Here is a 14,563-nt window from a genome sequence, read left to right as displayed (position 1 = left end):
TAAGATACGGGCGAATAAATTCGCCGTGTCGATTTTCCACCCCGCTCTAAAGAGATGGGGCTATCAATCTCCCGCTCTTTTCTCGTATTTTTCCAGTGCAAGCGCTACTCCGGTGCGGTGGGAGCGAAGGAAATTCGAGACTTTCGAGGCGCAATGGTCGGTCGCACGGACAAGGGATTATTCTTGACCACCGGAACTTTCACGCGGGCTGCCCAACAAGAAGCCACGCGGGATGGAGCGCCCGTCCTCGATCTCGTCGATGGCGAACAGCTTTGCTATCTCCTGCGAGACCTCGGCATCGGAGTCGCCACCAAAACCATTGAGGTCGTGGAGATCGATGAATCTTGGTTCGAGACTTTGTAGTTTGGGACTGTCTAATTTGAGATTCTGTATGGAATTTGAAAATTGCCAAACTCTAGAAAACCAATTCAGTAACCCACATTGGAAACCCACATTGGAAATCGCTCTACATATCCGCCGCTAAAGTTCATTCAACGGCGGTAAACTTCTCACAATCTTTACCGTCTCCACACTCACTCGCACAATGCGCTTCACCAAATTCACAATGTAGTGGAGGTCATCGCTCCAATCGTTGGGGTCGTTCGTGATGCCACTTTTCTTATCTGTTTTCAACTGGTAACGCTCCATAATCCAGTCGAGGGCAGACTTGCCATTGACGATGTAGTCATAGGCTTCGAGGGGAATGCCACTGAGTTTGATTTTGCTGTTGTAGATGATCGTGGTCTTGTCTATTTGTCGCTGCCGTTTGGCAAAGGTCATCTTGCTCACCCGGTAATCCTCATCATTTAAGAACAGTTCGGCTTTAAATTCTTCCACGGGATACGGCTCGATGGTTTCGTAGTTGAGATGCCAGTGAGCCAGTTCCCGTCCGGCTTTACTGAATACCCAAAAGTCCTCAGCGTAGGGGATGCGGGGCAACATTTTCTTAAGGTCAGCAGCAAACCGGGTCTTGTATTCGGGGCTGTGCAGGATGCCGTAAACGTAGTAGAAAATGTCCTCTTTGGTGAGGGTGCGATCGCGGTAGGTGGTTTGAAAGTCGCTCAGGATGGTGTCGGGGATGTTTTCGGTGCGGGTGTATTGCTGAGACTCTAGGCCAGGGATAGAGTTTTGAGAGTCTTGGGTGTAGGAATAGAGGGGAAAGCATTGACTTGTATCTAGAAAATGAAGATTTGATACAATATCTGCAATTAGTATTGAAAAACCTTTTCCTGCACCGATTCCAGTAACACAAATGGCTAGATTTTCCAGAGGTGCGATCGGGAAAATGACTGGCATCTTATAGACACAATTATTGAACTGCCTATCGAAATAGAATGACTGCTTACAAAATGGACGATAGACACTCTCGACAATATGAGAGTCTTGAAAATCTCCTAGCTTGTGACGTGATAAGTCTTGCTTGATTTCGCGTGTCCAGCTAATTTTGGTGGGGTCGGTGTTAATGAACTTTTCAACAGCAGGCTTATTATTGAGGGCTTGATACTCCTCAACCTGTTGATTGTAAAACTCAATCATCCGGCTCATATTCGCCGCCACTGCATCACGGGAGAAGTTATAGCACCACGCATCCCGGTTAGTTTTAACACCACTGGAATACATATCAAAGATGGTCTTTGCCATTGAATCCTTCTTATCGCCCAAGGAAATAAATTCATCAAACTTGGGGTCGCGTTGATTAATCCAGTCGTGGCTGTCGTTGGGCGCGATCGCACTCCACGGGATACTCCCAACTCCCCCAAAGTCTGCAATAATTTTCAGCTTCTCCTCACGGCTAAGATAGTCACCGATATCGTGGTAGAACAGTTCACAGGCTCTAGTGTGTTCGGGATTTTTAACCAATAATGTTATGGCAATAGGGGCGCGGCTGCCAGAGCCAAAGATTTTTCCCCCTTCCTGTCGTGACGTTTCGCCAGAAGTTCGTTGATTCCCTCGCAAATTAAAACAATAGATGCGGCTAAACTCATCGACAAAACATTTTCGTAACCCGTCCATCGCATTGTTATCAATGAATGACCCGTTGGTGATATAACAAACAATACCTTTATCTTGAATGCGATCGCTTGCCCACCGGATGCCCCGAATGTAGGAATCATACAGACTATTCTTGAGGGTCGCAGTAGAGTATTTCGCGTAAGTCTCCCCAATGCGGCCATCCAACTGCGGATACTTCAGATTCTTGTTGCCGTCGTTCTCACTACTCTGTCCCGCCGAATAGGGAGGATTCCCAATAATCACTCGAATGTCTTGCTGCTTCTGGCTTTTGACCCGCTCGTTATTCTCAGGAAACTGGTTCTCCCAGTTGGCGATCACAGGAATGGTTGTCGTTCCTTCGTTCTCAAACATCTGAAACGTATCGGTCAAGACGATGCCGTTAAACGGTTGATAGTCGCCGCCGTTGAGGTCGTGAAACGTCTCCTCAATGTTGATGGCAGCGATATAGTAAGCCAGTAGTACAATCTCGTTGGCGTGCAACTCTTGCTGAAACTTCCGCTCTAAATCCTCTGGTTTAATCAGCCCACTTTGCAGCAATCGCACCATGAAGGTTCCTGTGCCAGTAAACGGATCGAGAACATGAACCCCTGCATCAGTTAAGCCCACGCCAAACTCCCGCTTGAGGGCTTGGTTGGCACTGTTCACAATGAAGTCAACCACTTCCACGGGAGTATAGACAATTCCCAATCGGTCAGTCAGGCGAGGGAATGCACCCCTGAAAAACTTGTCATAGAGTTCTGTGATGATGCGCTGCTTCCCGGCGGCGTTATCGACTCCACTGGCGCGTTTTCTCACACTGCTGTAAAACTTCTCCAGCTTGGCAGTGTCTTTACTCAGTGCTTCCCCTTCCAACACATCCAGCATTGACTGCATAGCCAGAGAAACCGGGTTTTGTTCGGTGAAGGCATAACCTTCAAACAAGGCATCAAAAACTGGCTTAGTGATTAAGTGTTGAGCTAACATCTCGATTGCATCCGCTTCACTCACGGCTGGGTTGAGGTTCTTATGCAGTCCCGCGAGAAAGTCATCAAAGGCTTGCCGCGCTTCGGATTCGGAATTATCGAGGAGTGCTTTGATGCGAGAAATATGCCCGTCGGCAATGGTGGCCACATCTTTCGCCCAATCTTCCCAGTAACGGCGATCGCCACACTTCTTGACAATCTTCGCATAGATAGCATTGCGCCATTCTTCGAGTTCAGGGAAATTGAGTTCTAGTTGAATGGCTGTAGGTGAAGGGCGATCTCCTCCAACGGTTTCTGTATCATCACTCGCATCACCGCCCACGCCAATCACGCTAATTTCAGGCGGTCGCGCTTTATTCAACTCCAATTTGTTGATGGTGGAATTAAAGCGGTCGTCATGGGCGCGGAGTGCTTGCAGCACTTGCCAGATGACTTTGTACCTCTCGTTATCTTTTAGTGCGTCTTCTGGCTTGACCCCAGCAGGAATGCCCACGGGTAAAATGATGTAACCGTATTTCTTCCCCGGAGCAAGTCGCATCACTCGTCCCACGGATTGCACCACATCCACCACAGAATTACGCGGGTTGAGAAACATCACCGCATCTAGAGCAGGCACATCCACACCTTCCGAGAGACACCGAGCGTTAGAGAGAATGCGGCACAGGTTGCGATCACTCGTATCGGCTTTGAGCCAATCTAGTTTTTCGTGGCGTTGCAGTGAGTTTTGCGTGCCGTCCACATGGTCAAGTTCACAGTGTAGAATGTCTTCATCGGGGTGATTTTGCTGATACTCCGCGACAATCTCACCAAACAGTTTCACGATGCTTTTGGAGTCTTTGATTGAGTTAGAGAACGCCACAGCGCGGCGCATGAGTTGGCGATCGCCTTCAATTTCATCTCCATCAGCATCAGTCATCATCTGCTTAGACAAGCCATTCCAGCAGCCAGTGATTTTGACGGCATCTTGAAGATTTAGCTCATTGTTATTGTCAGCCAATTGTCTCTGAAATGCAGAACTGACATACTTTTCATCCACTGCCAACACCATCACCCGGTAGTCCGTCAGTAAACCATTGCCCACCGCTTCACCAAATCCCAAACGATGAAACTCTTTCCCGTAAAGGTTTTCATCATCCATCGAACAAATTTCAATGTCATTCTCCAAAGCCTTTGTTTTTGCTCCATCTCCGTAGAGTCGCGGCGTGGCGGTCATGTAGAGTCGCTTTTTGCCCTTGATAAAGTTCTGGTCATGGACGCGCACAAAGTAGGATGCTTCTTTGCCTTGCTCCGTGACTCCAGTGGTGCGGTGAGCCTCATCGCAAATAATCAAGTCAAACTCAGGCAATCCTTTGGCCTGAGCATCGGCGATTGCTTGTATCGATTGATAGGTACTGAAAACCACGGTTAAAGCCCGTTGACCAGCAAAGGCTTTAACCCGTGCTGCAATCACCTCGGCATCAGTGGTGGCGGGGAAAGCTAAATCTTGAATGTCAATATCCGCCGTATCGTCTGATTTCTTGCGCTTGCCCACCTTGGTATCGGAACAGACAGCCACACTATGCAAACTCACATCAGCCTCGGCTGACCATTCCCGTAGGGTCTGAGACAGCAATGAAATTGAAGGGACTAAGAAGAGAACATGGGCTGCCTTGTCCTGAGCAAATTGTTCTGCAATCTTGAGGCTGGTGTAGGTTTTCCCCGTGCCACAGGCCATAATCAACTTGCCGCGATCGCTCTTCTTAAACCCATCCATTACTTTCGTTAAAGCTGTTTGCTGATGGTCGCGTAACTGTTTTTTGGCTTTGACCTTAAGAGATTGGGGCCGCTTAATACTGAACTGACTCCAATCAATTGGGCTGCTGTTTAAGTCCCGCACACCTAAGCGAGTCACTGGAATACTTTGATTTTTGAGTGCAGTTTCGGCGTGTTTGCTCCAGCGATTTGTTGTTGAAACAATCAATCGTTTTGTGAAGGGTGAACGTCCCGATGCCGTAAAAAAGGAGTCGATGTGGTGTTTGTCTAGAACTGTTTTAGGGTCGTAAAATTTACATTGAATGGCGCAATATTCCCCAGTGGCGCGTTCCTCTGCTACCAAGTCAATGCCTGTATCTGGCTCATCACCACGCCTGGGCCATTCCATCCACATCCACACATTACTGAAGAGGTCTTGGTAGATAGGGTCAGTTTTCAGATAAGCCTGAATTAACCGCTCAAAGCGATCGCCTTTGTCGCGTTCAGATGTAGCAGCATCTCTGAGTTCTTCTAGTATTGTGTGAATTGTGACGGTTTGAGTGGTAGACATTAAGTACCTGCCAAAAGATTGAACCTAGTCCATTGTCGTGATTAAAGCGATCTCGTCTTCGTAGTATTTAGCATAAATGAGATCGCTTTGCCTACCGTAACGCGATCGTTCTCAACTCCATCTCCCCTACAATTACAAAACTTTACATCCCACATTCCGCACTTCAAACATACTATAAATGATCTGAGGAGAGAATCGAGGTTCTGAGTGACTCAAAGGGAAGGAAAAATTCTGTATTACATTTTGTCGTGCGGAATGTGGGTTAAAATTCTCGATCTCGCAATCGCACTTTCTCCAAACTGCCTATGACCAATGCAAACTAACCTATTTTGCTCATTCCCAAAGTACGACAGAGAATATCCCTATACCGCAGATTTTGCTTATATTGATGAAACATCGGGGCTGCATATCGACATCGAGATTGACGAACCTTATGTCTATAATAAACATATACTAACTCATTATATTGGCTTGGATGACAAGCGCAATCGCATCTTTTTAGAACGAGGTTGGATCGTCTTGAGATTTGCCGAAGAACAGATCGTTCGCTATCCTCGCCAATGCTGCCAAACGATTGCAGAAGTCGTCGCGGCATTTCAAGGCCAGCAAAGCTATGGCGAAATTTCATTCCCTCCAGCGATTAAACATTGGACGGCAGAAGAAGCAAGGAAAATGATGTTAGAACAGTATCGCCAGTCTTATCTATAAGCCAAAGTCCTACCATTAGAGCGAAAATTTTGAGATGACCTACAGAAATCAAAAACTATAAAATTGTGATGCCAACCGGAAAAAATCAACAATAATCAATCCAGCGCATCCCTCTCGCATCATGACACAAGCCAAAGAACCCACCGAGCAACAACAGCGCATTGCCGCCATCGTCGGAGCCGATCCCCAAGGATTTCCCCTCGGTAAAAACAAAAAAAACCTTGCGCTCTACCGCGATTACCTCGCCGAACGCCTCGAGTTGCCTTGTCCGGTCGTTGATGAAGAAGAATACGAAGATGAATTCGAAGATGACGAAGACTTTGCAGCAGCCGAGGAAAGCCCCTATCGGTTCGTAGCAATCGCCAATAAGCTCGATCCAGTATCGGGAATTAACGGCATCTTCGAGAGTAACACCGACACCATGACCGCGCCGTTGCTGTTCGTCAGCGTTGCGGAAGATTCGCCGAATTATTGGCTGATTGAGGACTATAAGGCGTGGCAGTAATTTGAATTTCCATACAGAATCCCAAAATAAAATAGTGAAATACAATCGCCATACGCCTGCCATTCAAAATCTGTGTTATGATGAGAGCAAGAAAACTATGAGGCAACAAGACCCATGCAACTCGACAATGAAATCAACATTGTCTGGCTCGAAGATCCCGAAAAATACCCTTGGGTGCGCCAGCAATGGGCAAATTTCACCAAGCCCAAAGTTATTTCCAAATCTCGCCTCGCTCAAATCAAAAAACTATCGGGAAAACTTATCGGCTATGCAGAACTCGCTGACGACGCACCGAAAGATGCCGTCACAAAGCGCTATCATCGAAGACTTTTCACCCTTCACCACGACGACTATACAGCTTACAACAACGGAGAGTATCCAACTGAAGCAAAAGCGACAGCAACCATCGAGCCAACAATGGAAGGCAAGCACCCGCGCAAAGTTTTGTTCGACCCAGTACCCGACGAGAGCGGGACGGACACGCGAGGCCTGAAGTACGAAACCAATATTGTTTGGCGCAAGGATATAACGCAGTATCCTTGGGTACGCTGGGTTTGGCTGGACTTCACCACGCCGCAAGGGATTGTCAAGGAAGATTTAGAGAGGATGGAGGCATCGACGAGGAAGCTCATCGGCTATGGTGAATTAGCCAGCGATGCACCATACAGCTTCATTGACAGCTTAACAGGACAAAAATATTACTACAGGCGTGCTTTTGAACTTCACGAAGGTTCGGAACGCGACGACTATCGAGACTACGAAGAAGGGCGCTACCCCGGCGAGGCTCGAGAAACTGCCACAATACAACCCGGTGAAGACGGCTGGCATCCCAAGAAGAAATCGCAAATTTCCGTGAGGATTCCTCGTTCGCTGCATTGGAAGCTAGACCGACACTTGCACGCGACGGGACTCTCGCAAACTGAAGTCGTCATTGCCGCGCTCTCGCAATATCTCAAGGCAAAAAACGATACCAATATTTCAGCCGATATTTCCTTAGCCGAACGCATTGCTGCCCTCGAGGAGAGAGTGACTGCATTGGAACAAAAAGGTTAGCGATCGCCATCCACTTCTTCTTCATTCCTTCACTATGTCTCATTCCATGCCTCATTCCACGCGCCTGCCCGACGAACTTTATCGCCAATTACAAGAATTCCAATTTTCTTTCGAACTCCAGCACGGTCAAGCCACGCCGAGCTTGCAAGATATGATAACGCTGGCTGTCAAGCACTTCGTCCGCGACTGGGACGACGAAAGCCAACGAGCGCAACTGCTTGCAGAACTTCTGGGTTTGAGAAAAGCAGCGCGATCGCGTATGGGAAGACAAAACAAAACTCAGAAAAATAGCGCTTCGCAAGGGTGAAGAAATCGTAACATTAGTATCCAAAATATCTCATGCTTCCCAATATTCTCCTCATCGTAGACCTCGAAACCACTGGAGCCGACCCCGAGCAGCACCACGTCATCGAACTCGGCGCGATTCTCTACAGCGTCCCGCATCGCTGCACCCTGCAACAACTCTCGATGCTTTTCCCTGTTCGCGAGAATCCTCAAGAAGCAATTAATCATATCAGCGCCGCCGCCAGCCAAGTAATTTCCGAGTTTGACAGCGAGCCAGCTATCGCGATTACCTTGTTTAAATTTTGGATCGAGCGTGCCGATTATGTCGTGGCTCACTATGCAAAATTCGATAAGCAATGGTTTAAAGACCCGCTCCCTGCCGTAGACAAACCTTGGTTGTGTACCTACGATGACTTTGTTTGGCCGCGCAATCCCAAGCCAACTTCTCTTGTTAGCACGGCGCTCAATCATGGTATCGGGGTTAGCATGGCTCATCGCGCCCTCGCAGATTGCCAACTGATTGCGGCGTTATTCGATCGCGTCGAAGGATTCGAGGAGATTCTGGAAACAGCCATCGAGCGCTCAAAAGAGCCTTGGTATTATGTGGTCGCCAAAGTAGATTACCACACCAAAGACCTTGCCAAGGAGCAGGGATTTTGGTGGGACGGCGAGAAAAAGGAATGGCACAAGACGCTGCGGGAGCAGGATTTACAGGGCGAATATCGCGAGTATCCCTTTGAAGTTGAGTGCCGCGAGATTGCTAAATGATTTTGAGTGACCTACAGAAATTGAAAATATGCCCTGCTCCCAATGCCGCTTCTACACGTTCAATGCCTACCTCACCTGCACCGTGCATCCCAGTCGCGAGGATAGCCAAAATAGCTTTGATTGTCCGGACTACCAAGAGCGCGAAGAAAGTCAACAAGCGCAGTGGAGTCCGACAGGCTGGCGGTTTTTTGAGAGGCAGTTGGTGCGGGCGGTGGAGGGCAGGGAAGCCGTGGGGATGGTAGTAGGAGATGGCGGGAGGTACTGCCCGCGTTGCGGCTGGGAGGATGATGAGGCAGAGTGCTGTCGGGCTTGCGAAGCATTTGGGATACCATAGGTCAATTGAAATACTTCGCAATGGTTGCGAATCCGGGAACTTTGGAGACTCTTTCATCGGAGAAATAGTCCGAGGTAACGCCCAGGCTTAGTTCAAATGCTTTAAACCTAAATTACGATAAAGTCTGCTTCGGTTAGGTCAAAACGTCCGTTTAACTCTGCTAAGACTTCAGTATTATTAAACAGAATCTGGGTAGTTCCTCGGAACAATTCTACCGTCACGTCACTGCCAAAGCTAAGCCCCTCTGCCAAACCAATCAAGTCAACATTCTGCCGGAAACCAAGAATGGTGTCGATGCCATCACCGGATGCCAGCACGTAGATATCGGAACCAATACCTCCAATCAGAATATCGTTGCCACGCCCGCCTTCGAGCAAATCATCGCCGAAACCACCCGATAGGCGATCGCGACCAACTCCGCCAAGTAGGACATCATCGCCGAAGCCACCCGATAGGCGATCGCGACCAACTCCGCCAAGTAGGACATCATCGCCGAAACCACCCGATAGGCGATCGCGACCAACTCCGCCAAGTAGGACATCATCGCCGAAACCACCCGATAGGCGATCGCGACCAACTCCGCCAAGTAGGACATCATCGCCGAAACCACCCGATAGGCGATCGTTGCCATTTCCGCCAATACCGTCAGCCACAATCAACTCAAAGGTATCGCTGACAGAAACTCCAGCATTATCGACAGCCGTGACAGTGACATCAAAGATGCCCGACCTGCCGGAACTGCCGGAGAAAGCCCCGGTAACGGCATCGAGAACGATTCCTCCGGGCAAGCCAACAGCCGAGAAATGCAGCACGTCACTGGCATCTATATCATCAAAGTTGTTGCCGATCTCCAAGTTGAAGGTTTCATCGATCGCAACGATTCGATCCTCAATAGCACTCACCAACACGGGCGCATCGTTAATACCATTGATGGCAATCGCGATCTGTTGACTGGCAGTGCCATCCAAGGAGCGAACGGCGAAGGTTTCAGTTTGACTCTCTCCCGCACCGAGGAACTGTACGGCACTATTGGCAATGCGATAGTCAAAAGAACCATCCTCGGAAATGGCGAGATTACCCAAATTATTACCGACAGAAACGACATGGGTGCTGAAGAAGGCTTCCCCAGCATCCGCATCGCTGATGTTAAGAGTCCCGAATGCCGTCAGATCCGGATTGCTGGCATCTTCGGTTACGGAAGCCGAAGCATTGCCGCTAATGGTAGCGAGATCGTTAACTCCTGTCACGGTCACGGTCAGAGTATTGGTATCGATACCGCCATTCCTGTCATCGACTCGATAAGTAACGACAACTTCCGCCGTTTCCCCTGCCGCCAAGAACTGATAGGCGGCATCACCGGGATCGAAACGATAGCTGCCATCGTCATTCAAAGTCAATCCGGCGGGTGCGGTGTCGGCAAGGGAATAGATCATGGTATCGGTGGCATCAACATCAATTGCGATTAAATTCCCCGCGACGATCACGCCGTCTTCGATCGCGGCATCGGCAACCGCCAGCGAGATCGGATCGTCGTTTGCTCCGTTGATGGCGATCGCGATCGCTTGAGAAACCTTACCGCCATTACCATCAACGATATCATAACTGTATTCGATCGCGGCTCGTTCGCCCGAGGCTAGGGCATTATAAGCAGAAGGATCGATATCGAGATTGTTGCCGTTGAGTACAACCCCAGATGCGTCGCCAGAGATAAGATTGAGGTTATCGATACTGAGAATGTCGCTCGCATCGGGATCGGAAGCGCCAGTTAACAAATCGATACTGAAGGTGGCATCGTCTTCGCCAGTCTCGAATTCCAATATCGGATTAGCCACAAAAATCCCTTGCGTGCCGTCTGTAAAGACTGCAAGAAAAGCGATCGACGAACCGCTAATGGCCTCGCCACCAGTCCCTCCCGATACTAGAGATTTACCATTAAGGACATCGTTAAAATTGATGACTTCGCGAAAAGTACCACCAAATGTCGTGTAAGTCCCTCGTTGCCCCGAGCCCGAACCCGTGACGACAACAGCTTCCTCATCAATCGCTGCGATGCTAAATCCTGCAAACGTACCCACTCCATGGGGAATGGAGGTATTGGTATCGGCTATATTGGAAATCGTCCCGTTAATATTGGCGAACCATCCTTCGTACCTTCCCGAACCAAAGATGATAAAAGCAACATCATCCCCATCAATTCGGCTGCCGCCAACATCGGGAATAGAGCCGCTATAACCGGGAAAAGGAGTATTGCGGTTGGCAATCTCAGTCAGGACTCCATCAATTTCGGCATAAGTTCCGGATTGACTCGTGCTGGTATCGGCAAAGAAGGCAACATTGCCGCTATCAAAACCCACGCCGCTAATATTGGTAAACGAGCCACCTCCCGGAACGGGCGTACCGAGCTTGGCCACTGTCTCTATCGCGCTGTCGTTCGTTTTGTAGATGCCCTGCCCGTGACCCGAACTGAACCCAAAAAATGCCACCTCATCTCCATCGATCTGCGGATCGCCACTGGCAAAACTGGAAAAAGTGCCAAAACTCCCGATTGTATTGCGATCGACAGCAACCGATAAAACTCCATCGATATGTTTATAGATTCCAGTTTTATTGTTCGCCCGAAAAGCAATATTACTTCCTGAAATTGATGGATATCGATCGAACTGCGAAAACGTTCCCGAACCTCCTGGAATCATTGTTGCAGTATCGGCAATGCGGGTAAGCACGCCATCAAGACTGGCATAGATTCCCGATCGCCCGTTAACGGTCGCGAAGAAAGCAACATTATTGCCATCAATGGAAGGCGGAGCGCCAAACGATGCAAACGTTCCCGAACCATCGGGAAGTGCCATCCCCGTATCGACAATCTTGGTAAAGCGGTAGCCGAAATCGAGACCGTTGAAGTCAATCGTCGGATCGTCATTTGCTCCCTCCACGACAATCTCTACCGTGGCGGTATCCGTTCCACCATTTCCATCGCTGAGAACATAACTGAAAGTATCCGTTGCCGTTTCTCCAACAGCCAAGGATTCAAATTGACCGTTTGGATCGTAGGTCAAACTACCATCGGCTTGGAGCATCAGCAAAGCACCAGAGGCCAAACCGAGCGTTTGTCCGACTTGACTGGCTTGACTGTTAATGGCGGCTACAATCAACGGATCGCCATTCGGGTCGCTATCCGCTCCATTGCCGTTGTCCGCCAATACGTTCCCGATGAAAATGTCGTCCTCATTCGCAGAGATTGCGTCATCAACCGCCACGGGATCTTGATTGGCCGAGAAGCCATACACTACATAGGCTTTACCCGCCGAATCCGCGCCGGAGGCTCCAATAATAATGTCGTCAATGCCATCATGATTCAAATCCCCCGCATAGCTCACCCAGCGACCCAGACGGTTCGCGAATCCATTACTGGAACTGCCATCGGCATTATCGAAAGCGGTCATAGCTAAACCCGTGCTGCTATCCAATTCGGCAAGATCGAATCGTCCATTCGTGCCGATACTACTGCCACCGTAAACGATATAAGCTTCTCCCTGAAAACCGATCGCGCCGGGCGCTCCCACGAGAATATCGCCGAAGCCATCACGATTAAAATCTCCCGCGTAGCTGGCATCCGTGCCGGAACTATCGCCAGGCTGCCGACCATTGAGAACGACACCGTTGCTCCCATCCAAACCCGACAAACTAAAACTCCCCGCAGGTGCGACATTACTACCGCCATAAATAATGTAACTTTCGCCAGCCCCACCGTTAAGCGGTCGGGGAACGCCATCTGGATCGCCACCATAAGCCCCAAGGAAAACATCCTCATAGCCATCGCCGTTAACATCCCCCGCACTGCTGCGAGATCCGTGAGTCCCACCAAAACGATCCTCCGCATCGAGACCATTCATAAAAAAGCCATTGCTGCCGTTTAAACTGGACAAGGAAAAGCTGCCCGTAGGAGCAATATTGCTGCCGCCATAGACTACATAAGCTCGTCCGGCATCCTGACGACCTCCAGGATCTGCCAAAGGCGCTCCGACAATGAGATCGTCAAAGCCGTCGTTATTGACATCTCCGTGACTGACCAAGATACCGGCTCGTTCTCCTCCTTGCCAGCCATGAATGACAAAACCCGTGCTGCCATCTAATTCAAAGGGCTTGAGAACGCCATCCGCACCTACGACAGAACTAAAATCCCGATTGCCATAAATAACATAAGCACCGCCCCTGAGATTATTAATGCCATCCGCACTGATGATGACATCCGCCAAACCATCGCCATTGACATCCCCAGCATCGCTGACGCTGATACCAATGCGATCGCCCGGATTCAGACCCCAAACAGCAAAACCATTGCTGCCATCTAAATTGGCAAGGTTCAAAATGGGATCGGGGGAACTCCCACCAAAGACAACATACGCTGAACCCGCTTTATCGACACCGTTGGGATCGACGGCTTCGGCACCGATAACCACATCGTCGTAGCCGTCGCCATTGACATCCCCAGCATCGCTGACGCTGATACCAATGCGATCGCCTGCTGCAATCCCTTGAATGACAAAACCCCGACTGCCATCACCGCCGTTACTCGGCAAGAGCGAAGCCAGATCGAAATCTTGCTCGAACCCCAATTCGCGACCGAAGACGACGTAGCTCTCTCCGGCTGCATCCTTGCCATCAGGATCGGCATTGTAGGCACTAATAATCACGTCATCGTAACCATCGCCATTGACATCTCCGGCATCGCTTACCGAATTTCCCGCACTGTCGGCAAAGTCGATGCCGTGAATGACAAACCCATTCGTTCCATCCAGACTGACGGACAAATTCAGCGCGTCGGTCGTACTGTTTTGCTCGACCTCGACCGGCTTTCCATCGATCTCGATAGTCGCCAGATCGTTTTCGACTTGAAGCGCCCGCAATCGTCGTTCGTCTAAAGTTTCGCCGCGAATCAATGCGGAAAAAATTTCTCCCTCATCTCCCCTGCCATCTACAGGATTGATACGAGCATCAATAGCATGACCTATTTCCTCCAGCATGACCGCTACAATCTCTTCATCCTTGGCTGTCTCCAAAAAATCTTGTCTCAAATAAATTTGGTCTAGCTCTGCGGCATAAGCACCCCGCATTCCTCCCAACTCCGAACGAGAGCGAATTTCAATATCGGGCAACGAACTAAAATCGCCCCGCCCGAGCTGGGTCACTAACTCTTGCAATGCTTCGCGATCGACCTCCATCCCAAACGCGGGAGCGAGAATATCGAGGTGAAATTTTTCATTCTGAATAAAAGATTGCAACAAATTCTGTGTTGTCAACAGAAAGAGATCGAGGTTGAGAGAAGCAACTTCATCAGAAAAATTATCGGAAAAATCGTCGGTTAATACTGAAATCATGACGAATCCCTCACATCATCTTTCTCACACTTCGCACGCCAAATATGTTGTTGAATTATATTTTTACAGGTATTGCGCACCCTGAAAATCTGAAAATCTGAAAATCTAAAAAATAAAGTGCGAGATGTGGGATTTATAAGCAAATTATACCTAATGTTCGTGCTACTTACTGTTAATTTTAAAGAGTATCTGTAAAGAGATGTGACAAGAAAGCAACCGTCGCGATCGCATAGAAATTTGTCCGCGCTGCGATTG

At 49.1% G+C, this 14,563-nt stretch carries 8 protein-coding genes and 1 pseudogene; 7 read left to right on the top strand and 2 right to left on the bottom strand.

Going from position 1 to position 14,563, the window contains the following annotated elements:
* Positions 1-57: 57 nt before the first annotated feature.
* Positions 58-363: pseudogene (locus AC6RV6_RS07770) on the top strand (restriction endonuclease); the annotation flags it as partial.
* Between the two features lie 117 nt (positions 364-480).
* Here AC6RV6_RS07770 and AC6RV6_RS07765 read toward each other — a convergent pair.
* Positions 481-5,277, bottom strand: coding sequence for a DEAD/DEAH box helicase (locus AC6RV6_RS07765; protein ID WP_500240186.1), 4,797 nt, complete (start codon positions 5,275-5,277; stop codon positions 481-483).
* Positions 5,278-5,589: 312 nt separating this feature from the next.
* Here AC6RV6_RS07765 and AC6RV6_RS07760 point away from each other — a divergent pair, with 312 nt between their 5' ends.
* From AC6RV6_RS07760 to AC6RV6_RS07735, 6 genes are all read left to right on the top strand, one after another.
* Positions 5,590-5,985: a putative endonuclease domain-containing protein gene (locus tag AC6RV6_RS07760; RefSeq protein ID WP_500240185.1), complete on the top strand. Its 396-nt coding sequence runs from the start codon at positions 5,590-5,592 to the stop codon at positions 5,983-5,985.
* Between the two features lie 121 nt (positions 5,986-6,106).
* Positions 6,107-6,490, top strand: a complete 384-nt coding sequence (locus AC6RV6_RS07755; protein WP_500240184.1) for a hypothetical protein — start codon at positions 6,107-6,109, stop codon at positions 6,488-6,490.
* Positions 6,491-6,604: 114 nt separating this feature from the next.
* Positions 6,605-7,543: a DUF6009 family protein gene (locus AC6RV6_RS07750; RefSeq protein ID WP_500240182.1), complete on the top strand. Its 939-nt coding sequence runs from the start codon at positions 6,605-6,607 to the stop codon at positions 7,541-7,543.
* Between the two features lie 46 nt (positions 7,544-7,589).
* The gene (locus tag AC6RV6_RS07745) at positions 7,590-7,850 is read left to right on the top strand and encodes a hypothetical protein (protein WP_500240181.1); all 261 of its coding nucleotides are present in this window, start codon (positions 7,590-7,592) and stop codon (positions 7,848-7,850) included.
* 32 nt (positions 7,851-7,882) lie between these two features.
* On the top strand, positions 7,883-8,596 hold the full coding sequence (locus tag AC6RV6_RS07740; RefSeq protein WP_500240179.1) for a 3'-5' exonuclease: 714 nt from the start codon (positions 7,883-7,885) through the stop codon (positions 8,594-8,596).
* A gap of 28 nt (positions 8,597-8,624) precedes the next feature.
* Entirely contained in the window at positions 8,625-8,930 is a 306-nt protein-coding gene (locus tag AC6RV6_RS07735) for a hypothetical protein (protein ID WP_500240178.1), read from the top strand.
* 107 nt (positions 8,931-9,037) lie between these two features.
* Here AC6RV6_RS07735 and AC6RV6_RS07730 read toward each other — a convergent pair whose 3' ends face one another.
* Positions 9,038-14,308 carry a VCBS domain-containing protein gene (locus tag AC6RV6_RS07730; RefSeq protein ID WP_500240175.1) on the bottom strand — a complete coding sequence of 1,757 codons (5,271 nt, stop codon included), beginning with the start codon at positions 14,306-14,308 and terminating at the stop codon, positions 9,038-9,040.
* Positions 14,309-14,563 lie beyond the last annotated feature (255 nt).

The organism is Spirulina sp. LEGE 11439, from assembly GCF_059821285.1.
This window is presented reverse-complemented; position numbering and strand designations above follow the sequence as displayed.